Genomic DNA, 20,201 nt, shown 5'->3' with positions numbered 1-20,201 from the left:
GCGTCCGCCCCGGGCGGGGGCGGACGCGGACACAGCGCTCAGGTCAGACGCGGCGGCGCTTCGCCGGGCGAGCGCCGTTGTGGGCCATGGGGGTGACGTCCTGGATGGACCCCACCTCGAGGCCGGCGGCCTGCAGGGAGCGGATGGCGGTCTCGCGGCCCGAGCCCGGACCCTTCACGAAGACGTCCACCTTCTTCATGCCGTGCTCCTGCGCACGCTTGGCGGCCTGCTCGGCGGCCATCTGCGCGGCGTACGGGGTCGACTTGCGCGACCCCTTGAAGCCGACCTCGCCGGACGAGGCCCAGGAGATGACGGCACCCGTGGTGTCCGTGATGGACACGATGGTGTTGTTGAACGTGCTCTTGATGTGGGCCTGGCCCACGGTGATGTTCTTGTTGGCCTTGCGACGCGGCTTGCGGGCAGCCGATGCGCGAGTCTTGGGGGGCATGTGATTCTCCTCCGGGAAAGCTGCTGGTGCTGATGCTGCGGGCGGGGCGTCCGGACGTGGACGCGGTCACCGCCGGTGCAGGATCACTTCTTCTTGCCGGCGACCGTCTTCTTGGGGCCCTTGCGGGTACGGGCGTTGGTCTTCGTGCGCTGGCCGCGCACCGGCAGGCCGCGGCGGTGGCGCAGGCCCTCATAGGAGCCGATCTCCACCTTGCGACGGATGTCGGCGGCCACCTCGCGGCGGAGGTCGCCCTCCACCTTGTAGCTGCCCTCGATGTGGTCGCGCAGCTGCACCAGCTGCTCGTCGGAGAGGTCCTTCACGCGGATGTTCGGGTCGATGCCCGTGGCGGCGAGGGTCTCCTCAGCGCGGGTCTTGCCCACACCGTAGATGTACGTGAGTGCGATGATCACGCGCTTCTCGCGCGGAATGTCAACGCCTGCAAGACGAGCCATGTGGCCGTCCTCCTGTTCTTCTGCAGCAGGGGTCTGCACCAGAGACGTCCCGCACGACGCGGCACTGGGCCTCGCGGACCCGTCGTCGCGGCGCCGGGGAAGATCCGGCGTGCTCCGCGGCGGGCGTCCGCCGTCGTCGGTCTCCGGCCCCTGCGGCCGGAGGTGGGGGCCCTCCCCTCACGGGGTGGACCGCTGTCCCTGCTGTTCGGCCCGATGGCCGGTGGGTGGTGTGGTCAACGCGACGGCGTCGCTCCCCGGGCTCCCGGGGAGGCGATCAGCCCTGGCGCTGCTTGTGGCGCGGGTTCGAGCAGATCACCAGCACGCGGCCCTTACGGCGCACGACCTGGCACTTGTCACAAATCCGCTTCACGCTCGGCTGAACCTTCACGGCTCTTCCTCCTGCGCTCGCTTGGACGGGGGTTCTTACTTGTATCGGTACACGATCCGACCCCGGTTGAGGTCGTACGGGCTAAGCTCCACCACGACGCGATCCTCGGGGAGGATGCGGATGTAGTGCTGACGCATCTTTCCGGAGATCGTGGCGAGCACGACGTGCTCGTTCTGCAGACGGACCCGGAACATCGCGTTCGGCAATGCCTCCGACACCGTGCCCTCGACCTCGATGACACCTTCCTTCTTAGCCATGTCCTCCACAATCGTCATGCCCCGGTCACGGCCACGGAGGGCCGGTCAGGGGGCGGGAACGGGTCTGCTCGCGGGCGCACACGAGTGCGCGCACACGAACAACGTTCGATGATACCGCATTCTCGGTCTGAGAACCAGCACGGACGACGACGGCCGCCCGGCCCGCCGGACGGGCGGGACGGACGGCCGGCAGATCAGGCCCCCTCACTCCCCCGGCGGAACCGGGACCACGCCGAACCGGGCGAGCTCGGAGGCGCCGCCGTCGGGCGCGGTGAGCACCCACAGGCCGCCGTCATGCCGACAGACCGAGTGCTCCCACTGGCTCGCGCGGGCGCCGTCGAGGGTCACCACGGTCCAGTCGTCCTCGAGCACCTTGGTGTCGATGGAGCCGCGCACCAGCATCGGCTCGATGGCGAGCGCCAGACCGGGGCGGATCTTGGGCCCCTGGTGGCCGGTGCGGTAGTTGAACACGTCCGGCGGCAGGTGCATGGCCGAGCCGATGCCGTGCCCCACGTACTCCTCGAGGATGCCGAGCTCCTCACCCGGCTGCGCGGAGACGAAGTCGTCGATGGCGTCCCCGATGTCCCCGACGTGGGTGGCGGAGGCGAAGGCCGCGATGCCGACCCAGAGTGCCTCCCGCGTGATCGCCGAGAGGCGCTCGTCGGCCGGGTCTGCGGTGCCGGCCTCGGAGGAGCCCAGGATCACCGTGCGGGCCGAGTCGGCGTGCCAGCCATCCACGATCGCGCCCCCGTCGACCTTGAGCACGTCGCCGGTCTGCAGGACCCGGTCCCCGGGGATGCCGTGCACGACCTCGTCGTTGACCGAGGTGCAGATCGAGGCCGGGAAGTCGTAGTAGCCCAAGAAGTTGGAGGTCGCACCGCGTTCGGCCAGCACGCCCGCGAACACGGCGTCCAGCTCCGCGGTGGTGACGCCCGGCGCGGCCGCGGCCAACGTGGCGTCCAGGGCCTCGGACAGGACCACCCCCGCGCGCTGCATGGCCTGCAGCTGGGGGGCGGTCTTGAGCTCGAGCGAGCGGCGGCCGATCACGGGGTCAGGACTCCGCGCCCGGCTGGATCACGGGCAGGGAGCCCGTGGCGGCGCGCACGGAGTACACGGCCTGCAGCAGGCGCTCGGTGACGTCGTCGATCTGCCCGGTGCCGTCCACGCGGGCGACGATGCCGCGCTCCACGTACTCCTGGATGACGGACTCGGTCTCGCGGTGGTACAGGTCCAGGCGGTGCTCGATGACCTCCTGGGTGTCGTCCGCGCGGCCCTCGATCTCGGCACGCTTGAGCAGGCGCTCCACGAGCTCCTCGTCGGGCACCTCCAGCTCGACGACGGCGGACAGCGACTGGCCGGCCTCGGCGAGCATGGCGTCCAGCGCCTCGACCTGGCCCTTCGTGCGCGGATAGCCGTCCAGCAGGAAGCCGTGCTCCGCGTCGGCCTGGGCGATGCGGTCCGCGACCATGCGGTTCGTGACCTCATCGGGGACGAAGTCGCCGTTGTCGATGTACTTCTTGGCCTCGACGCCGAGCGGCGTCATCGACTTCACGTTGTGGCGGAAGATGTCACCGGTGGAGATCGGGACGATCCCCAGCTTGTCGGCGATCCGAGTGGCCTGGGTGCCCTTGCCGGAACCGGGAGGGCCCATGAGCAGCATGCGGGTCATCGTGTGTTCCTCACTGTCGATACGGACGGCGTTGCGGGATCGGGTCGGGGCTCAGCGCAGCAGGCCCTCGTAGTGGCGCTGCTCCATCTGTGCGCTGACCTGCTTCACGGTCTGGAGGCCGACGCCCACCATGATGAGGATGGACGTGCCGCCGAGCGGGAAGTTCTGGCTGGTGCCGATCACCGCGAAGGCGATCAGCGGGATCATGGCCACGATACCGAGGTAGAGGGCGCCCACGAACGTGATGCGGCTGATGACGTACTGCAGGTAACGCTCGGTGGGCCGTCCGGCGCGGACGCCGGGGATGAAGCCGCCGTAGCGCTTCATGTTGTCCGAGATCTCCACCGGGTTGAACGTGATGGACACGTAGAAGTACGTGAAGCCGATGATGAGCAGGAAGTACAGTGCCATGTACACCGGGTGGTCGCCGGAGCCGAAGTACCGGCTCAGCCACGTGATCCACGGGGCCGGCGTACTGCCGTCCTGCGGCGTGTTGAACTGGATGAGGATGCCCGGGAGCATCAACACGGAGGAGGCGAAGATGACCGGGATGACGTTGGCCATGTTCACCTTGACCGGGATGTAGGTGCTCGACCCGCCCACGGTCCGCGAGCCGATCTGCCGCTTGGCGTACTGGACCGGGATCCGGCGCTGCGACTCCTCCACGAAGACGATGGCCAGCATGGTGAGCAGGCCGATCCCCATGACGATCGCGAAAACGCGCCAGCCCTGCGTCTGGACCACCTGGCCGAGGCCGGCCGGGAAGCCCGCCGCGATGGAGGTGAAGATCAGCAGGGACATGCCGTTGCCCACGCCGTTCTCGGTGATCCGCTCGCCGAACCACATGACGATGAGACATCCGGTGGTCAGGGCGATGACCACGAGCAGCACCGTGAGGATGGAGCCGTCGCGCAGCAGCGGCAGGCTGCATCCGAGCAGGGCCCCGGTGCGGGCCAGCGAGGCCATCGTGGTCGCCTGCAGCAGGGCGAGGGCGAGGGTCAGGTAGCGGGTGTACTGCGTCAGCGTCGCCTGGCCCTGCGGGCCCTCCTGGTGGAGCTGCTCGAAGCGCGGGATCACCACGCGCAGCAGCTGCACGATGATCGACGCCGTGATGTAGGGCATGATGCCGAGCGCGAAGACGGACACCTGCAGGAGCGCCCCGCCCGAGAACATGTTCACGAAGGAGTACAGGCCGCCCTGGGCGTTGCCCGCCGCGAGACACTGCTGCACCGCCGGGTAGTCCACCCCGGGGGCCGGTACGAAGGCGCCCATCCGGTAGACGGCGATGAGCGCGAGCGTGAAGGCGATCTTCCGCAACAGGTCAGGCGTCCGGACGATCCGGGCGATGGCCTTGAGCACGAGTCCTCCTGCGGTGGTCCTGTGGGGCGCGCGCCGGCCGCGGGGCGGGGCACGAGACGGCGGCCACACCGGGGCGGCCGCTGTGCGAGTCTACACGGACGGACCGAGGGCCCTGGTCCGGAGCGGCTGCTCCGGGCCAGGGCCCTCGGTGGATGGGTCGGCGTGTCAGAGGGTCTCGGTGGACCCGCCGGCGGCCTGGATCTTCTCCACGGCGGACGAGGAGAAGGCGTTCGCCTTCACCTGCACGGCCGAGGTGATCTCCCCCGTGCCCAGCACCTTCACGGGCTGACCGCGACGGACGAGGCCCTTGGACACGAGCGCGTCCACGGTGACCTCACCGCCCTCGGGGAAGTGCGCGGAGAGCTTGTCCAGGTTCACGACCTGGTACTCCGTGCGGAACGGGTTCTTGAAGCCGCGGAGCTTCGGCAGACGCATCTGCAGGGGCAGCTGGCCGCCCTCGAAGCCCGCACGGACCTGGTAACGGGCCTTGGTGCCCTTGGTGCCGCGACCGGCGGTCTTGCCCTTCGACGCCTCACCGCGACCCACACGGGTCTTGGCGGTCTTGGCACCGGGGGCCGGACGCAGGTCGTGGACCTTGATGGCGTCGTTGTCAGCCATTGTTGACCTCCTCCACGGACACCAGGTGCGGCACGGTGTTGACCATGCCGACCGTCACCGCGTCGGCCTTGCGGGTGACCTGGTGGCCGATCCGCTTCAGGCCCAGCGAGCGCAGGGTGTCCCGATGGTTCTGCTTGGAGCCCGTGACGCCGCGGGTCTGGGTGATGACCAGGGTGGCGTCCGAGGGCTGGATGTTCTTGCGAGTGGGCTCAAACACGGCTCACGCACCTGCCTTCGCGCTCTTCTGGGCGCGATCGTTCTCCATGGTGCGCAGCATCGCATGGGGGGCGATCTCGTCCAGGGCCTTGCCGCGGCGGGCGGCGACGGCCTGGGGCTCTTCCAGCTTCTTGAGGGCGTCCACGGTGCCGCGCACGATGTTGATCGCGTTCACGGAGCCCATGGACTTGGACAGCACGTCGTGGATGCCGGCGCACTCGAGCACGGCGCGCACCGGACCGCCGGCGATCACGCCGGTACCCGGGGAGGCCGGGCGGAGCAGCACGACGCCGGCGGCGTCTTCACCCTGCACCAGGTGCGGGATGGTGGAGCCGACGCGGGGGACGCGGAAGAAGGACTTCTTGGCCTCCTCCACGGCCTTCTGGATCGCGGCGGGGACCTCCTTCGCCTTGCCGTAGCCGACGCCGACGGTGCCGTCGCCGTCACCCACCACCACGAGGGCGGTGAAGGAGAAGCGGCGGCCGCCCTTGACGACCTTGGAGACGCGGTTGATGCCCACGACGCGCTCGAGGAACTGGTCCTTCTCGTCGTCCTGGGCGCCACGACGGTTGCGGTCGTCGCGACGGCCGCCACGACGATCGCCGTCACGGCCACCGCGGCCGCCGTCGCGACCGCCGCGGCCACCGGTGGCGCGCTCGGTGGTCTGGCTCGCCGAGCCCGACCCGGTCTCGGAGACGGTGGTCTCGGTGCTCTCGGTCACCTGAGTGTCCTTCTGGTTGATGTTCTCGGTCACAGCTGCAGCCCACCCTCTCGCGCACCGTCGGCCACGGCCGCGACGCGCCCGTGGTACTTGTTGCCGCCGCGGTCGAAGACCACGGCCTCGATGCCGGCCGCCTTGGCACGCTCGGCGACGAGCTCGCCCACGCGCTTGGCCTTGGCCGTCTTGTCGCCCTCGAGCGCACGCACGTCGGCCTCCATGGTGGAGGCGTACGCGAGCGTGCGGCTCTGCGTGTCGTCCACGACCTGCACGAACATGTGCCGTGCAGAGCGGTTGACGACGAGGCGGGGACGGACGGTGGTGCCGGAGATCCGCTTGCGCACCCGGAGGTGGCGGCGGGTGCGGGCGTTGAACTTGCCCTTGCCCTTCACCTTCAGAGTAGACATCACTTACCTGCCTTTCCGGCCTTGCGGCGGATCTGCTCGCCCGCGTAGCGCACGCCCTTGCCCTTGTACGGGTCGGGGCGGCGCAGCTTGCGGATGTTGGCGGCGGTCTCGCCGACCTGCTGCTTGTCGATACCGGCGACGGTGACCTTGTTGCCCTCCACCGTGAAGGTGATGCCCTGGGGCGCCTTCACCGGGACGGGGTGGGAGTAGCCCAGGGCGAACTCGAGGTCCTGGCCCTTGGCCTGCACGCGGTAGCCGGTGCCGACGACCTCGAGCTGCTTGGAGAAGCCGTTGGTCACGCCCTCGACCATGTTGCTGATGAGGGTGCGGGTCAGACCGTGCAGGGAGCGGGACTCACGCTCGTCGTCGGGGCGGGCCACGGTGACCTGCCCCTCCTCGAGGGTGGCCGTGATGGGCGTGGGCAGCGAGTGCTCGAGCTGGCCCTTGGGGCCCTTCACGGAGACGCGGTCGCCGTCGATGGTCACATCGACGCCGGCGGGGATGGTGATCGGGAGACGTCCGATTCGAGACATGTCAGTTCAGCCTTTCTTCCGTCTTGCCCGTCACCAGACGTAGGCGAGGACTTCTCCGCCCACGCCCTTCTTGGCGGCCTGCTGGTTCGTGAGGAGACCAGAGGAGGTGGACAGGATGGCGATGCCGAGGCCGCCCAGCACGTGGGGCAGGTTCGTGGACTTCGCGTACACGCGCAGGCCCGGCTTGGAGATGCGGCGCAGGCCGGCGATCGCACGCTCACGCTGCGGGCCGAACTTCAGGTCGATGGTCAGCTTCTTGCCGACCTCGGCCTCCTCCTCGCGCCAGTCCTGGATGTAGCCCTCGGCCTTGAGGATCTCGGCGACGCGAGTCTTCAGCTTCGAGGACGGCATGGACACGGTGTCGTGGTAGGCCGAGTTTGCGTTGCGCAGACGGGTCAGCATGTCTGCGACGGGATCGGTCATGGTCATGTGGGCTTCACGCCCTTTCTCGCCGTGGTTTCCGCCACCGGTTCACCGGTGGAGGACCTGTGGCGTGGAGGTCTTACTGGTCGGTCTTGAACGGGAAGCCCAGCGCCTTGAGCAGCGCGCGGCCCTCGTCGTCGTTCTTGGCGGTCGTCACCACGGTGATGTCCATGCCGCGCACGCGGTCGATCTTGTCCTGATCGATCTCGTGGAACACGGTCTGCTCGGACAGGCCGAAGGTGTAGTTGCCGTTGCCGTCGAACTGGCGGTCGGACAGGCCGCGGAAGTCACGGATGCGCGGCAGCGCGAGCGTGACCAGGCGGTCCAGGAACTCCCACATGCGGTCGCCACGGAGCGTGGCGTGCGTGCCGATGGGCATGCCCTCACGCAGCTTGAACTGCGCGATGGACTTGCGGGCCTTGGTGATCATCGGCTTCTGGCCGGTGATGGCGGTGAGGTCGGCGACCGCGCCGTCGATGATCTTGGAGTCCTTGGCGGCCTCGCCGACGCCCATGTTGACGACGACCTTCACGAGACCCGGCACCTGCATGACGTTCCCGTACTGGAACTGCTCCTGCAGGGCGCCGCGGATCTCGTCGCGGTACTTGGTCTTCAGACGCGGGGTGACCTTCTCGGTCTGCTGCACCTCGGTCATCACAGCTCCTTCCCCGAGGCCTTGGCGAAGCGGACCTTCACGGTCTTGCTCACGCCGTCCTTCTCGACGGTCTCGAAGCGGTAGCCCACACGGGTCGGCTTCTTGGTCTCCGGGTCCACCACGGCCACGTTCGAGATGTGGATCGGGGCCTCGACGACCTGCAGGCCGCCCTCGGTGGAACCGTTGTTGTCCTGGCCGGCGCGCAGGTGCTTGGTCACGCGGTTCACGCCCTCGACGAGCACGCGCTCATCCGCCGGGAACACGCGCAGGACCTTGCCCTGCTTGCCCTTGTCCTTGCCACTGATGACCTGGACGAGGTCGTCCTTCTTGATCTTGGCCATGAGGTCAGATCACCTCCGGGGCGAGCGACACGATCTTCATGAACTTCTTGTCACGCAGCTCGCGACCCACGGGGCCGAAGATGCGCGTGCCACGGGGCTCGCCGTCGGTCTTCAGGATGACCGCCGCGTTCTCGTCGAACTTGATGTACGAGCCGTCGGGACGGCGGGACTGCTTGCGGGTGCGGACCACCACGGCCTTGACGACGTCGCCCTTCTTGACGTTGCCGCCGGGGATGGCGTCCTTCACGGTGGCGACGATGGTGTCGCCGATGCCTGCGTAGCGGCGTCCGGAACCGCCGAGAACACGGATGGTCAGGATTTCCTTCGCACCGGTGTTGTCGGCGACCTTGAGCCGCGACTCCTGCTGGATCACTTGTCTCTCCTAGCGTCGCGCCGGTTCTCCCCCACGATGGGCGAGCCTTGCGGAACGGTTGAACGGGCATCCCGGGACGCTTACCCCTCCCCCGAGGCGGGCCGCCCGCCGTCGTCCCCCGGCGACGCGTGTTCAGACAGCGTCGGGGAGGTCGAGAGCGGAGGGGCGCGCAGGGCAGGGCCGAGGCGGATCCGGGATCGGCGTGCGCGGCCCTCGGCACACAGGATGGATGGTCCTGCCAACGAGAGGGCGCACGAATATCAGAGTCTAACGCACAAGGCCGCCCCGTGCCAGTGCACGGGGCGGCCCTCTGCGTCGCCGGCCCTCAGGGGGCCGGGTCGATCACTTGGCGCGCTCGACGATCTCCACCAGACGCCACCGCTTGGAGGCGGACAGCGGGCGGGTCTCGGCGAGGCGGACGCGGTCGCCCACGCCGGCGGTGTTGTCCTCGTCGTGCGCCTTCACGCGCTTCGAGGTCTTCAGCACCTTGCCGTAGAGCGAGTGCTTCTTGCGGTCCTCGACCTCGACGACGATGGTCTTGTCCATCTTGTCGGAGACGACGATGCCACGGAGGGCCTTGCGGTAGCCGCGCTCCTCGGAGACGGCCGGGGTCTGCTCGGTCACTTGGCAGCCTCCTCGTTCTTCTCGGCCTGCGCCTCGGCGGCGACATCGCCGCGGATGCCCAGCTCGCGCTCGCGCAGGATCGTGTAGATGCGCGCGATGTCACGCTTGACGGCCTTCAGCCGGCTGGCGTTGTCCAGCTGACCGGTGGCGGCCTGGAAGCGCAGGTTGAACAGCTCCTCCTTGGAGGACTTCAGGGCCTCCAGCAGGCGGGCGTTGTCCATCCCGTCCAGGGACTCGACGTTCAGATCCTTGGTGCCGATCGCCATGGGATCACTCACCACCCTCTCGACGGATGATACGGGCCTTCAGCGGCAGCTTGTGGATGGCCAGGCGGAGCGCCTCGCGGGCGACGTCCTCCGTGACACCCGACAGCTCGAAGAGCACGCGTCCGGGCTTGACGTTGGCGACCCACCACTCCGGCGAGCCCTTGCCGGAGCCCATGCGGGTCTCGGCGGGCTTCTTGGTGATCGGACGGTCCGGGTAGATGTTGATCCAGACCTTGCCGCCACGCTTGATGTAGCGGGTCATGGCGATACGGGCGGCCTCGATCTGACGGTTGGTCACATAGGCCGGCGTGAGTGCCTGGATGCCCCACTCGCCGAACGTCACGGTGGTGCCGCCCTTGGCGGCGCCGGAACGCTTGGGGTGGTGCTGCTTGCGGTGCTTGACGCGACGGGGGATCAGCATCAGGCGTTGCCTCCTTCAGCGGGAGCGGCGGCCGGGGTCTCGGCGCCGGCGCCGGCGTTCTCCTGGCGGGGAGCACGCTCGGCGCGATCGTTGCGACGACGACGCTCGCCGCCGCCACGGCGCTCGCCGCCACGGCCACGGCCGGAGGGCTGCGCGGCCTCCTTGGCCGCGAGCTCCTTGGCGGTCAGGTCGCCCTTGTAGATCCAGACCTTCACGCCGATGCGGCCGAAGGTGGTCTTGGCCTCGAACTTGCCGAAGTCGATGTTCGCGCGGAGGGTGTGCAGCGGCACGCGACCCTCGCGGTAGAACTCCGAGCGGCTCATCTCGGCGCCGCCGAGGCGGCCGGAGCACTGGATGCGGATGCCCTGCGCGCCGGCGCGCATGGCGGACTGGATCGCCTTCTTCATCGCGCGGCGGAACGCCACGCGCGAGGCGAGCTGCTCGGCCACACCCTGCGCCACCAGCTGGGCATCGGTCTCGGGGTTCTTGACCTCGAGGATGTTCAGCTGGATCTGCTTGCCGGTGAGCTTCTCGAGCTCACCGCGGATGCGGTCGGCCTCGGCGCCGCGGCGGCCGATCACGATGCCCGGACGCGCGGTGTGGATGTCCACGCGCACGCGGTCACGGGTGCGCTCGATCTCCACCTTGGAGATGCCGGCGCGCTCCATGCCGGTGGTCATCAGCTCGCGGATCTTGACGTCCTCCTTGAGGAAGTCAGCGTAGCGCTGGCCCTCCTTGTGGGAGTCCGCGAACCAGTGCGAGACGTGGTCGGTGGTGATGCCGAGGCGGAACCCGTTGGGGTTGATCTTCTGGCCCATTGTCAGTTCCCACCCTTCTCGTCCTTGGACGCGACGACCACGGTCACGTGGCTCGTGCGCTTGTTGATGCGGTACGCGCGGCCCTGAGCACGGGGCTGGAACCGCTTCATGGTCGGGCCCTCGTCCACGAAGGCCTCGGTGATGTAGAGGGCGTCCTCGTCGAAGGCCTGGCCCTCGCGGTCCGCCTTGACGCGGGCGTTCGCCACCGCGGAGGCCACCAGCTTGTACACCGGCTCCGAAGCGCCCTGCTGGGCGAACTTCAGGATGGCCAGTGCTTCGGTGGCCTGCTTGCCACGGACCAGGTCGACGACGCGCCGGGCCTTCATCGGCGTCACGCGCAGGTGGCGCGCAATTGCCTTGGCTTCCATTGCTTCTCTCTTTCGATTCTCGAGAAGGTCAAGCGTGCTGTGCCCTCAGGCTCAGCGGCGCTTGCCCTTCTTGTCGTCCTTCACGTGGCCGCGGTAGGTCCGGGTCGGGGCGAACTCGCCCAGCTTGTGACCCACCATGGACTCGGTGACGAACACCGGGACGTGCTTGCGTCCGTCGTGGACCGCGATGGTGTGACCCAGCATGTCCGGGATGATCATCGACCGGCGGGACCAGGTCTTGATGACGTTCTTGCTGCCCTTCTCGTTCTCGGCCAGAACCTTCAGGTAGAGGTGCTGATCGACGAAGGGGCCCTTCTTCAGGCTGCGAGGCATGTCTTCCCTGCTCCCTTATCGCTTGTTCTTGCCGGTACGACGGCGACGCACGATGAGCTTGTCGCTTTCCTTGTTCGGACGACGCGTGCGGCCCTCGGGCTTGCCGTTCCGGTTGACGGGGTGACGACCGCCGGAGGTCTTGCCCTCGCCACCGCCGTGCGGGTGGTCGACCGGGTTCATGACGACGCCACGGACGGTCGGGCGGACGCCCTTCCAGCGCATGCGGCCGGCCTTGCCCCAGTTGATGTTCGACTGCTCGGCGTTGCCGACCTCGCCGATCGTGGCGCGGCAGCGCACGTCGACGTTGCGGATCTCACCGGAGGGCAGGCGCAGCTGGGCGTACTTGCCCTCGCGGGCGACCAGCTGCACGGACGCGCCGGCGGAGCGGGCCATCTTGGCGCCGCCGCCGGGGCGCAGCTCCACCGCGTGGATGGTGGTGCCCACGGGGATGTTGCGCATCGGCAGGTTGTTGCCGGGCTTGATGTCGGCGTTCGGGCCGGCCTCGACCACGTCGCCCTGCTTCAGCTTGGCCGGGGCCAGGATGTAGCGCTTGGCGCCGTCCGCGTAGTGCAGCAGCGCGATGCGGGCGGTGCGGTTCGGGTCGTACTCGATGTGCGCGACGGTGGCGGGCACGCCGTCCTTGTCGTGGCGACGGAAGTCGACCAGGCGGTACTGGCGCTTGTGGCCGCCGCCCTTGTGACGGGTGGTGATGCGACCGGTGTTGTTGCGGCCGCCGGTCTTGTGCAGCGGACGGAGAAGGGACTTCTCCGGCGTGGACCGGGTGATCTCTGCGAAGTCGGCCACGGACGAGCCACGCAGGCCCGGGGTGGTCGGCTTGTACTTACGGATAGCCATGTGTCAGTTCCTCGATTAAGTGGTCTCCGCACGCCGATCAGGCGAGCGGACCTCCGAAGATGTCGATGGTCCCGTCCTTGAGCGTGACGATGGCACGCTTGGTGGACTTGCGCTGGCCCCACCCGAAGCGGGTGCGACGGCGCTTGCCGGAACGGTTCAGGGTGTTGACCGAGGCCACGTCGACGTTGAAGATGCGCTCCACCGCCTGCTTGATCTCGGACTTGTTGGAGCGCGGGTCGACCAGGAAGGTGTACTTGCCCTCGTCGATCAGACCGTAGCTCTTCTCCGACACGACGGGAGCGATGATCACGTCGCGGGGATCCTTGTTGATGGAGCCGCTCACTGGGCATCCTCCTTCTTGGCGCCGGAAGCCTGGGCCACGTACGCCTCGTAGGCCGCCTGGGTGAACACGACGTCGTCGGAGACGAGCACGTCGTAGGTGTTCAGCTGGTCGGCGTACAGGGTGTGGACCGCGGGCAGGTTGCGGGCGGACAGGGCGGCGACGTCGTCGGCCCGGTCGATCACCAGCAGCACGTTCTTGCGGCCGGTGTTCAGGGACGCGAGGCCCGCCTTGGCGGCCTTGGTGGACGGGGTGGTCCCGGACACGAGGGCCTCGATGACGTGGACGCGGCCGTTGCGGGCGCGGTCCGACAGGGCACCGCGCAGGGCGGCGGCCTTCATCTTCTTGGGGGTGCGCTGCGAGTAGTCACGCGGGGTCGGGCCGTGGACGATGCCGCCGCCGGTCATGTGCGGGGCGCGGATGGAGCCCTGACGGGCGCGGCCGGTGCCCTTCTGCTTGAACGGCTTGCGACCGGCGCCGGACACCTCGCCGCGGCGCTTCGTCTTGTGCGTGCCCTGGCGGGCGGCGGCGAGCTGGGCGACGACGACCTGGTGCATGAGCGGCACGTTGGACTGCACGTCGAAGAGCTCGGCGGGCAGATCGACCTGGACGGTCTTCACGGAGTTCTCAGCCATGGTCTCAGGCTCCCTTCACGGCGCTGCGGACGAGCACGACCTGGCCCTTGGAGCCGGGCACCGCGCCCTTGATCAGCAGGAGGTTGTTCTCCACGTCGATGCCGTGGAGGGTCAGGTTCATGGTGGTCTGGCGCACGGCGCCCATGCGACCGGGCATGCGCTGGCCCTTGAACACGCGGCCGGGGGTGGACGCGCCGCCCACGGAGCCGGGCTTGCGGTGGTTCTTGTGCTGGCCGTGCGAGGCGCCCACACCGGCGAAGCCGTGGCGCTTCATGGCGCCGGCGAAGCCCTTGCCCTTGGTGGTGCCCACGACGTCGACCTTCTGGCCGGCCTCGAAGACCTCCACGGTCACGTCCTGGCCGAGCGAGTACTCGGCGGCGTCGGCGGTGCGCAGCTCGACGAGGTGGCGACGCGGGGTCACGCCGGCCTTCTCGAAGTGACCGGCCAGGGGCTTGGTCACGCGGCGGGGATCGATCTGGCCGTAGGCGATCTGCACGGCGGTGTAGCCGTCGGTCTCCTCGGAGCGCAGCTGGGTGACGACGTTCGGGTCTGCCTTGACCACGGTCACGGGGATGAGCTTGTTGTCCTCATCCCAGACCTGGGTCATGCCGAGCTTCGTGCCCAGCAGGCCCTTGATGTTCTGGGTGTTGGTCATAGTCTCTCAGCACCTCCCTCTCAGAGCTTGATCTCGATGTTGACGTCCGCGGGCAGGTCCAGTCGCATGAGCGAGTCGACGGCCTTCGGGGTCGGGTCGATGATGTCGATGAGCCGCTTGTGGGTGCGCATCTCGAAATGCTCGCGGCTGTCCTTGTACTTGTGGGGAGAACGGATAACGCAGTACACGTTCTTCTCCGTCGGCAGCGGCACGGGGCCGACCACCGTCGCGCCTGCGCGCGTGACCGTGTCAACGATCTTGCGGGCCGAGACGTCGATGACCTCGTGGTCGTACGACTTCAGCCGGATGCGGATCTTCTGTCCCGCCATGGCGTCACGCCTCTCTCGTCGGGTGTGCTGTTCCTGTCCCTGTGCGGCGGATCGTGCCCGCCTTCTTGTCCTCCACCCGCGCGGGGCGAATCCGGTCGGACCGGGTTCCTCGCCGCCGCCGGACTCCGGTCCACGCGGTCGGGCGTGTCGCATTCCTGGGAGGGCACACGCCTGTGGCGGGTCGGAGTGGTGACGTCACATCTGGGCCGAGCTGCCGCCGCGAGACACACGACGACAGCGCAATGGCGCTTGAGCAACCGAATCAGTATAGACAGAAGCGGGCCCGGTCCGCCAATCGGCGGGCCGGGCCCGGCGGCCCCAGGGCTCAGCGGCCCCACTCGGTGGGCGGGCCGGCGTTGAGCAGCAGGGTGAAGACGACGGCGACCACGGCGACCGCCAGGAGCGCGCTGACCACCGGGTGGCGCAGCACCACGACGAGGAGTCGTTCGAGGGGCCGCCGCTCCCCCGGCGCACGGTCCACGACCTGCCACCGCGACGCCGGCTCGCCGCGCCGCCGCTGGGCCCGCTCGAACGGGACCGTCATGAACGGGACGATCGTCGAACCGAGGCCGAGGAGTCCGCGGGCCACGGGCCACCGCCCGTCGATCCACACGGCGACCGTCACCACGAGGTAGCAGAGGAACACGAAGCCGTGGACGCCGCCGGCGATCGGCACCACCCGCTCCGTGACTCCGCCGTACTTGAGGCCCATGGCCATCAGCAGACCGGCCCAGGTGAACATCTCGGCCATCGCCGTGACGGCGAAGAGGCGGCGCGGGCCGGGCAGACTCATCGCTCCAGCTCCCCGCCGCGGTTCGCGCGCCGGATGCGCCGGGCACGGTCGATCTCGGGACGGAAGGTCCGCAGCGCCCAGCGCACGGCCACGACGGCCACGGCGAGCACCACGATGAGGATGAGCAGTTCAGGCATGCTCCCCAGCCTAGCGGCCGCCGCCGCGCCGTCGTCGGACACGGCGACGCCCCCGCCTCCGGGAGACCCGGAGGCGGGGGCGTCGCGCGTCAGCGGCTCAACGGAGCCACGAGACGGGATGCGTCAGATCACTTGGTGATCTTGGTGACGCGGCCGGAGCCCACGGTGCGGCCACCCTCGCGGATGGCGAAGCCGAGGCCCTCCTCCATGGCGATCGGCTGGATGAGCTCGACCGACATCTCGGTGGTGTCGCCGGGCATGACCATCTCGGTGCCCTCGGGCAGCGTGATGACGCCGGTGACGTCGGTGGTGCGGAAGTAGAACTGCGGGCGGTAGTTCGAGTAGAACGGGTTGTGACGCCCACCCTCGTCCTTAGACAGGATGTAGACGTTCGCCTCGAAGTTGGTGTGCGGGGTGATGGAGCCCGGCTCCACCACGACCTGGCCGCGCTCCACGTCGTCGCGCTTCAGGCCGCGCAGCAGCAGACCGCAGTTCTCGCCGGCCCAGGCCTCGTCGAGCTGCTTGTGGAACATCTCGATGCCGGTGACGGTGGTCTTCTGCACGTCGCGGATGCCGACGATCTCGACCTCGGAGTTGATCTTCAGGGTGCCGCGCTCGGCGCGACCGGTCACCACGGTGCCACGGCCGGTGATGGTGAAGACGTCCTCGATCGGCATCAGGAACGGCTTGTCCTTGTCGCGGACCGGGTCCGGGATGAACTCGTCCACGGCCTCCATGAGGTCCTCGACGGACTTGACCCACTGGGGGTCGCCCTCGAGGGCCTTCAGACCGGAGGTGCGGATGACCGGGGCCTCGTCGCCGTCGAAGTCCTGGGAGGACAGCAGCTCGCGGACCTCCATCTCGACGAGCTCGAGGAGCTCCTCGTCCTCGACCATGTCCGACTTGTTCAGGGCCACGAGCAGGGCCGGCACGCCGACCTGGCGGGCCAGGAGCACGTGCTCACGGGTCTGGGCCATCGGGCCGTCGGTGGCGGCGACCACGAGGATCGCACCGTCCATCTGAGCGGCGCCGGTGATCATGTTCTTGATGTAGTCGGCGTGACCGGGGGCATCCACGTGGGCGTAGTGACGCTTGTCGGTCTGGTACTCCACGTGGGAGATGTTGATGGTGATGCCGCGCTGACGCTCCTCGGGGGCGGAGTCGATCGTCGCGAAGTCACGGGCCTCGTTCAGGTCCGGGTACTTGTCGTACAGGACCTTCGAGATGGCGGCGGTCAGCGTGGTCTTGCCGTGGTCAACGTGGCCGATGGTGCCGATGTTGACGTGCGGCTTCGTCCGCTCGAACTTTGCCTTTGCCACTAGTTCCTCCTAAGAACTGGTTCATCGTCAAGAAGACTGCTCAGCCGCCTGCGACGTGCTGACAACTTGACTGAGTCTACTCGGATGGTGCGGGGTTGGGGAAATCCCGGCCTCACGAGGGCCAGTCCGGTTCCAGGCCGTCGGGACCGCCGGAAGCGGACCGGACCTGACCCGTCCTGATCGCGGACCGCCGCGCCGGGGAGGGCGGTCCGGTCGCCCCGGGCCGGCCGCGGCTGCGGCGGCCGGCCCGGGGCAGGTCGTTCAGAGCAGGTGACCTGCGGTCACTCGCCCTGGGACTTCTGGATGATCTCGTCCGCCACGGCCTTGGGGACCTCGGCGTAGGAGTGGAAGGTCATCGAGTACACCGCGCGGCCCTGCGTCTTGGAGCGGAGGTCGCCGATGTAGCCGAACATCTCCGACAGCGGCACGAGGGCGTTGACCACCTTCACGCCGGTGGCGTCCTCCATGGACTGGATCTGGCCGCGGCGGGAGTTCAGGTCGCCGATGACGTCGCCCATGAACTCCTCGGGGGTGCGGACCTCCACGGCCATCAGCGGCTCGAGGATGATCGGGTTGGCCTTGCGGACACCCTCCTTGAAGGCCTGGGAGCCGGCGATCTTGAACGCCATCTCCGAGGAGTCGACGTCGTGGTACGCGCCGTCGAGCAGGGTGGCCTTCACGCCGACCATCGGGTAGCCGGCCAGCACGCCGAACTGCATGGCGTCCTGGATGCCCGCGTCCACCGAGGGGATGTACTCGCGGGGCACGCGGCCGCCGGTGACGGCGTTCTCGAACTCGTAGACCTCGCCGTCGGCGGTGTCCAGGGGCTCGAAGGACAGCTGCACCTTGGCGAACTGGCCGGAGCCGCCGGTCTGCTTCTTGTGCGTGTAGTCGACCTTGTCGACCTTGCGCTTGATGGTCTCGCGGTACGCGACCTGGGGCTTGCCCACGTTGGCCTCGACCTTGAACTCGCGCTTCATGCGGTCCACGAACACGTCCAGGTGGAGCTCGCCCATGCCGCCGATCTCGGTCTGGCCGGTCTCCTCGTTGAGGTTCACGCGGAACGTGGGGTCCTCGGCGACGAGCTTCTGGATGGCGGTGGAGAGCTTCTCCTGGTCACCCTTGGTCTTCGGCTCGATGGCCACGGAGATCACGGGCTCCGGGAAGGTCATCGACTCGAGGATGATCGGGTTCGCGGGATCGCACAGGGTGTCGCCCGTGGTGGTGTCCTTGAGGCCGATCACGGCGTAGATGTGGCCGGCGACCACCTCGTCCACCGGGTTCTCCTTGTTGGCGTGCATCTGGAACAGCTTGCCGATGCGCTCCTTCTTGCCCTTGGTGGCGTTGAGGATCTGCGCACCGGACTCCAGGCGGCCGGAGTACACGCGGATGAAGGTCAGCGTGCCGAAGAAGGGGTGCGTGGCGATCTTGAAGGCGAGGGCCGAGAACGGGGCCTCCTTCGACGCCTCGCGCTCCAGCACCTCCTCCTCGTCGTTCACGGCGTGGCCCTTGACGGAGCCGGCGTCCAGCGGGTTGGGCAGGTAGGCGACCACGGCGTCCAGCATCGGCTGCACGCCACGGTTCTTGAACGCGGAGCCGCAGAACACCGGGTAGGCCTCGGCGTTCACGGTCAGCTGGCGCACGCCGGCCTGGATCTCCTCGACGGTGAGCTCCTCGCCCTCGAGGTACTTCTCCATGAGCTCCTCGGAGGTCTCGGCGACGGCCTCGACGAGCTCGTTGCGGTACTCCTCGGCCTTCTCCTGGAGCTCGGCGGGGATCTCGCGGGTCTCATAGGAGGCGCCCATGGTGACGTCGCCCTTGGCGTCGCCCGGCCACACGAAGGCCTTCATGGAGAGCAGGTCGACGACGCCCACGAAGTCGTTCTCGGCGCCGATCGGCAGCTGCATCACGAGCGGACGCGCGCCGAGGCGCTTCACGATGGTGTCAACGGTGAAGTAGAAGTCCGCGCCCAGCTTGTCCATCTTGTTGACGAAGCAGATGCGCGGGACGTTGTACTTGTCCGCCTGGCGCCACACGGTCTCCGACTGGGGCTCCACGCCCTCCTTGCCGTCGAACACGGCGACGGCGCCGTCGAGCACGCGCAGCGAGCGCTCCACCTCGACCGTGAAGTCCACGTGGCCGGGGGTGTCGATGATGTTGATCTGGTGGTCGTTCCAGAAGCAGGTCACCGCGGCGGAGGTGATGGTGATGCCGCGCTCCTTCTCCTGCTCCATCCAGTCCGTCGTCGCGCCGCCGTCGTGGGTCTCGCCCAGCTTGTGGTTGACACCCGTGTAGAACAGGATGCGCTCGGTGGTGGTGGTCTTGCCGGCATCGATGTGGGCCATGATGCCGATGTTGCGGACCTTGTGCAGGTCGGTCAGCACGTCCTGTGCCACGGTGTCTCCCTTGGTCGGGTGGAATGGGGGGCTCGTGAGGTGGATGCGGTGGGTGGCCCGTCCGAGAGGACGCACCTGCGGCCCGAGGCGCGGATCGCGCGCCCCGGGCCACACGGATCACCAGCGGTAGTGGGCGAAGGCCTTGTTGGCCTCGGCCATCTTGTGGGTGTCCTCGCGACGCTTCACGGCGCCGCCCAGGCCGTTCGAGGCGTCCAGGATCTCGTTCATCAGACGCTCGGTCATGGTCTTCTCACGGCGGGCCTTGGAGAAGCCGACCAGCCAGCGCAGGGCCAGGGCCGTGGAGCGGCCCGGCTTGACCTCGACGGGCACCTGGTAGGTGGCGCCGCCGACGCGGCGGGAGCGCACCTCGAGGGCCGGCTTGATGTTGTCCATGGCCTTCTTGAGGGTGGCCACGGGATCGGCGCCGTTCTTGGCACGGGCGCCCTCGAGCGCGCCGTACACGATGCGCTCGGCGGTGGACTTCTTGCCGTCGACGAGCACCTTGTTGATCAGCTGCGTGACCAGCGGGGAGCCGTAGACGGGATCGACGACGAGGGGGCGCTTCGGCGCAGGACCCTTACGAGGCATTACTTCTTCTCCTTCTTGGCGCCGTAGCGGGAGCGGGCCTGGCCGCGGTTCTTCACGCCCTGGGTGTCGAGGGCGCCGCGCACGATCTTGTAGCGCACGCCGGGCAGGTCCTTCACACGACCGCCGCGGACGAGCACGATCGAGTGCTCCTGCAGGTTGTGGCCCTCGCCGGGGATGTAGGCGGTGACCTCGATGCCGCCGTTCAGGCGCACACGGGCGACCTTGCGCAGCGCCGAGTTCGGCTTCTTGGGCGTGGTGGTGTACACACGGGTGCACACGCCACGACGCATGGGGTTCCCCTGCAGGGCAGGGGCCTTCGTATTGACGACCTTGGGTGAGCGGCCCTTGCGGACCAGCTGCTGAATCGTAGGCACTCTTCAGCCTTCCTGTGTTTCGGTGATCGCTGACGTGATCGACCGGCGCCCGGGGCGCCGGCTGCTCGTTCCTCTGCTCTGCCTCTCCCTGTG

At 68.5% G+C, this 20,201-nt stretch carries 33 protein-coding genes; all 33 read right to left on the bottom strand.

Going from position 1 to position 20,201, the window contains the following annotated elements:
* Window positions 1–43 precede the first annotated feature (43 nt).
* Window positions 44–448 (bottom strand): 30S ribosomal protein S11, encoded by a 405-nt coding sequence (gene rpsK, locus ACZ1IK_RS04525; protein ID WP_002857513.1) that lies wholly within the window; start codon window positions 446–448, stop codon window positions 44–46.
* Between the two features lie 83 nt (window positions 449–531).
* A complete protein-coding gene (rpsM, locus tag ACZ1IK_RS04520; RefSeq protein WP_017487821.1) occupies window positions 532–900 on the bottom strand; it encodes a 30S ribosomal protein S13 in 369 nt (122 codons plus the stop codon).
* A 274-nt stretch (window positions 901–1,174) separates the two neighbouring features.
* Window positions 1,175–1,288: a 50S ribosomal protein L36 gene (gene rpmJ, locus ACZ1IK_RS04515; protein ID WP_002857509.1), complete on the bottom strand. Its 114-nt coding sequence runs from the start codon at window positions 1,286–1,288 to the stop codon at window positions 1,175–1,177.
* 35 nt (window positions 1,289–1,323) lie between these two features.
* A complete protein-coding gene (infA, locus tag ACZ1IK_RS04510) occupies window positions 1,324–1,545 on the bottom strand; it encodes a translation initiation factor IF-1 (RefSeq protein WP_010080397.1) in 222 nt (73 codons plus the stop codon).
* Between the two features lie 204 nt (window positions 1,546–1,749).
* Window positions 1,750–2,592: a type I methionyl aminopeptidase gene (gene map / locus ACZ1IK_RS04505; RefSeq protein ID WP_127434964.1), complete on the bottom strand. Its 843-nt coding sequence runs from the start codon at window positions 2,590–2,592 to the stop codon at window positions 1,750–1,752.
* Window positions 2,593–2,596: 4 nt separating this feature from the next.
* On the bottom strand, window positions 2,597–3,214 hold the full coding sequence (locus ACZ1IK_RS04500) for an adenylate kinase (protein ID WP_036337959.1): 618 nt from the start codon (window positions 3,212–3,214) through the stop codon (window positions 2,597–2,599).
* Window positions 3,215–3,265: 51 nt separating this feature from the next.
* Complete coding sequence (gene secY, locus ACZ1IK_RS04495) at window positions 3,266–4,573, bottom strand: preprotein translocase subunit SecY (RefSeq protein WP_465098358.1); 1,308 nt, start codon at window positions 4,571–4,573, stop codon at window positions 3,266–3,268.
* Window positions 4,574–4,738: 165 nt separating this feature from the next.
* On the bottom strand, window positions 4,739–5,191 hold the full coding sequence (gene rplO / locus ACZ1IK_RS04490; protein WP_036317776.1) for a 50S ribosomal protein L15: 453 nt from the start codon (window positions 5,189–5,191) through the stop codon (window positions 4,739–4,741).
* The gene (gene rpmD, locus ACZ1IK_RS04485; RefSeq protein WP_002857502.1) at window positions 5,184–5,408 is read right to left on the bottom strand and encodes a 50S ribosomal protein L30; all 225 of its coding nucleotides are present in this window, start codon (window positions 5,406–5,408) and stop codon (window positions 5,184–5,186) included. The genes rplO and rpmD overlap by 8 nt, the downstream gene beginning before the upstream one ends.
* A gap of 3 nt (window positions 5,409–5,411) precedes the next feature.
* The gene (gene rpsE / locus ACZ1IK_RS04480; RefSeq protein ID WP_002857500.1) at window positions 5,412–6,161 is read right to left on the bottom strand and encodes a 30S ribosomal protein S5; all 750 of its coding nucleotides are present in this window, start codon (window positions 6,159–6,161) and stop codon (window positions 5,412–5,414) included.
* A complete protein-coding gene (gene rplR, locus ACZ1IK_RS04475) occupies window positions 6,158–6,532 on the bottom strand; it encodes a 50S ribosomal protein L18 (RefSeq protein ID WP_002857498.1) in 375 nt (124 codons plus the stop codon). Before rplR ends, rpsE begins: the two co-directional genes overlap by 4 nt.
* Complete coding sequence (gene rplF / locus ACZ1IK_RS04470) at window positions 6,532–7,065, bottom strand: 50S ribosomal protein L6 (protein ID WP_036381545.1); 534 nt, start codon at window positions 7,063–7,065, stop codon at window positions 6,532–6,534. Before rplF ends, rplR begins: the two co-directional genes overlap by 1 nt.
* Before the next feature lie 30 nt (window positions 7,066–7,095).
* Window positions 7,096–7,494, bottom strand: a complete 399-nt coding sequence (gene rpsH, locus ACZ1IK_RS04465; RefSeq protein WP_002857494.1) for a 30S ribosomal protein S8 — start codon at window positions 7,492–7,494, stop codon at window positions 7,096–7,098.
* 73 nt (window positions 7,495–7,567) lie between these two features.
* The gene (rplE, locus tag ACZ1IK_RS04460; protein ID WP_036317773.1) at window positions 7,568–8,143 is read right to left on the bottom strand and encodes a 50S ribosomal protein L5; all 576 of its coding nucleotides are present in this window, start codon (window positions 8,141–8,143) and stop codon (window positions 7,568–7,570) included.
* A complete protein-coding gene (rplX, locus tag ACZ1IK_RS04455) occupies window positions 8,143–8,484 on the bottom strand; it encodes a 50S ribosomal protein L24 (RefSeq protein ID WP_036317770.1) in 342 nt (113 codons plus the stop codon). The genes rplE and rplX overlap by 1 nt, the downstream gene beginning before the upstream one ends.
* Before the next feature lie 4 nt (window positions 8,485–8,488).
* Window positions 8,489–8,857: a 50S ribosomal protein L14 gene (gene rplN / locus ACZ1IK_RS04450; protein ID WP_002857487.1), complete on the bottom strand. Its 369-nt coding sequence runs from the start codon at window positions 8,855–8,857 to the stop codon at window positions 8,489–8,491.
* 342 nt (window positions 8,858–9,199) lie between these two features.
* Window positions 9,200–9,481, bottom strand: a complete 282-nt coding sequence (gene rpsQ, locus ACZ1IK_RS04445; RefSeq protein WP_036317768.1) for a 30S ribosomal protein S17 — start codon at window positions 9,479–9,481, stop codon at window positions 9,200–9,202.
* Window positions 9,478–9,747, bottom strand: coding sequence for a 50S ribosomal protein L29 (gene rpmC, locus ACZ1IK_RS04440; protein ID WP_036317766.1), 270 nt, complete (start codon window positions 9,745–9,747; stop codon window positions 9,478–9,480). The genes rpsQ and rpmC overlap by 4 nt, the downstream gene beginning before the upstream one ends.
* 4 nt (window positions 9,748–9,751) lie before the next feature.
* Window positions 9,752–10,168 carry a 50S ribosomal protein L16 gene (gene rplP, locus ACZ1IK_RS04435; RefSeq protein ID WP_002857481.1) on the bottom strand — a complete coding sequence of 139 codons (417 nt, stop codon included), beginning with the start codon at window positions 10,166–10,168 and terminating at the stop codon, window positions 9,752–9,754.
* Entirely contained in the window at window positions 10,168–10,986 is an 819-nt protein-coding gene (gene rpsC, locus ACZ1IK_RS04430) for a 30S ribosomal protein S3 (RefSeq protein WP_002857479.1), read from the bottom strand. The genes rplP and rpsC overlap by 1 nt, the downstream gene beginning before the upstream one ends.
* Window positions 10,987–10,988: 2 nt before the next feature.
* A complete protein-coding gene (gene rplV / locus ACZ1IK_RS04425; RefSeq protein WP_017487837.1) occupies window positions 10,989–11,354 on the bottom strand; it encodes a 50S ribosomal protein L22 in 366 nt (121 codons plus the stop codon).
* 51 nt (window positions 11,355–11,405) lie between these two features.
* The gene (rpsS, locus tag ACZ1IK_RS04420; protein ID WP_002857475.1) at window positions 11,406–11,687 is read right to left on the bottom strand and encodes a 30S ribosomal protein S19; all 282 of its coding nucleotides are present in this window, start codon (window positions 11,685–11,687) and stop codon (window positions 11,406–11,408) included.
* 15 nt (window positions 11,688–11,702) lie between these two features.
* Window positions 11,703–12,542: a 50S ribosomal protein L2 gene (gene rplB / locus ACZ1IK_RS04415; protein ID WP_010080386.1), complete on the bottom strand. Its 840-nt coding sequence runs from the start codon at window positions 12,540–12,542 to the stop codon at window positions 11,703–11,705.
* A 37-nt stretch (window positions 12,543–12,579) separates the two neighbouring features.
* Entirely contained in the window at window positions 12,580–12,885 is a 306-nt protein-coding gene (gene rplW / locus ACZ1IK_RS04410) for a 50S ribosomal protein L23 (RefSeq protein ID WP_002857471.1), read from the bottom strand.
* Window positions 12,882–13,517: a 50S ribosomal protein L4 gene (gene rplD, locus ACZ1IK_RS04405; protein WP_036381542.1), complete on the bottom strand. Its 636-nt coding sequence runs from the start codon at window positions 13,515–13,517 to the stop codon at window positions 12,882–12,884. The genes rplW and rplD overlap by 4 nt, the downstream gene beginning before the upstream one ends.
* Before the next feature lie 4 nt (window positions 13,518–13,521).
* Entirely contained in the window at window positions 13,522–14,172 is a 651-nt protein-coding gene (gene rplC, locus ACZ1IK_RS04400) for a 50S ribosomal protein L3 (protein ID WP_036317759.1), read from the bottom strand.
* Between the two features lie 20 nt (window positions 14,173–14,192).
* Window positions 14,193–14,501 carry a 30S ribosomal protein S10 gene (gene rpsJ / locus ACZ1IK_RS04395; RefSeq protein ID WP_002857463.1) on the bottom strand — a complete coding sequence of 103 codons (309 nt, stop codon included), beginning with the start codon at window positions 14,499–14,501 and terminating at the stop codon, window positions 14,193–14,195.
* 325 nt (window positions 14,502–14,826) lie between these two features.
* Window positions 14,827–15,294, bottom strand: coding sequence for a DUF3817 domain-containing protein (locus ACZ1IK_RS04390; RefSeq protein ID WP_115165960.1), 468 nt, complete (start codon window positions 15,292–15,294; stop codon window positions 14,827–14,829).
* On the bottom strand, window positions 15,291–15,431 hold the full coding sequence (locus tag ACZ1IK_RS04385; protein ID WP_162833779.1) for a hypothetical protein: 141 nt from the start codon (window positions 15,429–15,431) through the stop codon (window positions 15,291–15,293). The genes ACZ1IK_RS04390 and ACZ1IK_RS04385 overlap by 4 nt, the downstream gene beginning before the upstream one ends.
* 128 nt (window positions 15,432–15,559) lie before the next feature.
* The gene (gene tuf / locus ACZ1IK_RS04380; RefSeq protein WP_041103559.1) at window positions 15,560–16,750 is read right to left on the bottom strand and encodes an elongation factor Tu; all 1,191 of its coding nucleotides are present in this window, start codon (window positions 16,748–16,750) and stop codon (window positions 15,560–15,562) included.
* Window positions 16,751–17,031: 281 nt separating this feature from the next.
* On the bottom strand, window positions 17,032–19,146 hold the full coding sequence (fusA, locus tag ACZ1IK_RS04375) for an elongation factor G (protein WP_041103560.1): 2,115 nt from the start codon (window positions 19,144–19,146) through the stop codon (window positions 17,032–17,034).
* A gap of 117 nt (window positions 19,147–19,263) precedes the next feature.
* Window positions 19,264–19,734: a 30S ribosomal protein S7 gene (rpsG, locus tag ACZ1IK_RS04370; RefSeq protein WP_010080379.1), complete on the bottom strand. Its 471-nt coding sequence runs from the start codon at window positions 19,732–19,734 to the stop codon at window positions 19,264–19,266.
* Window positions 19,734–20,108, bottom strand: a complete 375-nt coding sequence (gene rpsL, locus ACZ1IK_RS04365) for a 30S ribosomal protein S12 (protein ID WP_002854787.1) — start codon at window positions 20,106–20,108, stop codon at window positions 19,734–19,736. The genes rpsG and rpsL overlap by 1 nt, the downstream gene beginning before the upstream one ends.
* Window positions 20,109–20,201: the final 93 nt, after the last annotated feature.

It is taken from the genome of Micrococcus sp. CS26 (assembly GCF_055522295.1).
The sequence above is the reverse complement of the archived record's forward strand: the minus strand, read 5'-3'. Positions and strand labels throughout refer to the sequence as shown.

Coding starts and splice junctions, on each gene's coding strand:
- rpsG (WP_010080379.1), bottom strand. CDS start 19,734: ATGCCTCGTAAGGGTCCTGCGCCGAAGCGCCCCCTCGTCGTCGATCCC.
- ACZ1IK_RS04390 (WP_115165960.1), bottom strand. CDS start 15,294: ATGAGTCTGCCCGGCCCGCGCCGCCTCTTCGCCGTCACGGCGATGGCC.
- rplD (WP_036381542.1), bottom strand. CDS start 13,517: ATGGCTGAGAACTCCGTGAAGACCGTCCAGGTCGATCTGCCCGCCGAG.
- infA (WP_010080397.1), bottom strand. CDS start 1,545: ATGGCTAAGAAGGAAGGTGTCATCGAGGTCGAGGGCACGGTGTCGGAG.
- rpsH (WP_002857494.1), bottom strand. CDS start 7,494: ATGACCATGACCGATCCCGTCGCAGACATGCTGACCCGTCTGCGCAAC.
- rpsJ (WP_002857463.1), bottom strand. CDS start 14,501: ATGGCGGGACAGAAGATCCGCATCCGGCTGAAGTCGTACGACCACGAG.
- rpsM (WP_017487821.1), bottom strand. CDS start 900: ATGGCTCGTCTTGCAGGCGTTGACATTCCGCGCGAGAAGCGCGTGATC.
- ACZ1IK_RS04385 (WP_162833779.1), bottom strand. CDS start 15,431: ATGCCTGAACTGCTCATCCTCATCGTGGTGCTCGCCGTGGCCGTCGTG.
- rpsS (WP_002857475.1), bottom strand. CDS start 11,687: ATGCCTCGCAGCCTGAAGAAGGGCCCCTTCGTCGATCAGCACCTCTAC.
- rplO (WP_036317776.1), bottom strand. CDS start 5,191: ATGGCTGACAACGACGCCATCAAGGTCCACGACCTGCGTCCGGCCCCC.
- rplB (WP_010080386.1), bottom strand. CDS start 12,542: ATGGCTATCCGTAAGTACAAGCCGACCACCCCGGGCCTGCGTGGCTCG.
- rpsK (WP_002857513.1), bottom strand. CDS start 448: ATGCCCCCCAAGACTCGCGCATCGGCTGCCCGCAAGCCGCGTCGCAAG.
- rpsC (WP_002857479.1), bottom strand. CDS start 10,986: ATGGGCCAGAAGATCAACCCCAACGGGTTCCGCCTCGGCATCACCACC.
- rplX (WP_036317770.1), bottom strand. CDS start 8,484: ATGGCCAAGATCAAGAAGGACGACCTCGTCCAGGTCATCAGTGGCAAG.
- rplR (WP_002857498.1), bottom strand. CDS start 6,532: ATGTCTACTCTGAAGGTGAAGGGCAAGGGCAAGTTCAACGCCCGCACC.
- rplP (WP_002857481.1), bottom strand. CDS start 10,168: ATGCTGATCCCCCGTCGCGTCAAGCACCGCAAGCAGCACCACCCCAAG.
- rplC (WP_036317759.1), bottom strand. CDS start 14,172: ATGACCAACACCCAGAACATCAAGGGCCTGCTGGGCACGAAGCTCGGC.
- rplE (WP_036317773.1), bottom strand. CDS start 8,143: ATGACCGAGGTGCAGCAGACCGAGAAGGTCACCCCGCGTCTGAAGACC.
- rplV (WP_017487837.1), bottom strand. CDS start 11,354: ATGGAAGCCAAGGCAATTGCGCGCCACCTGCGCGTGACGCCGATGAAG.
- ACZ1IK_RS04500 (WP_036337959.1), bottom strand. CDS start 3,214: ATGACCCGCATGCTGCTCATGGGCCCTCCCGGTTCCGGCAAGGGCACC.
- rplF (WP_036381545.1), bottom strand. CDS start 7,065: ATGTCTCGAATCGGACGTCTCCCGATCACCATCCCCGCCGGCGTCGAT.
- rpmC (WP_036317766.1), bottom strand. CDS start 9,747: ATGGCGATCGGCACCAAGGATCTGAACGTCGAGTCCCTGGACGGGATG.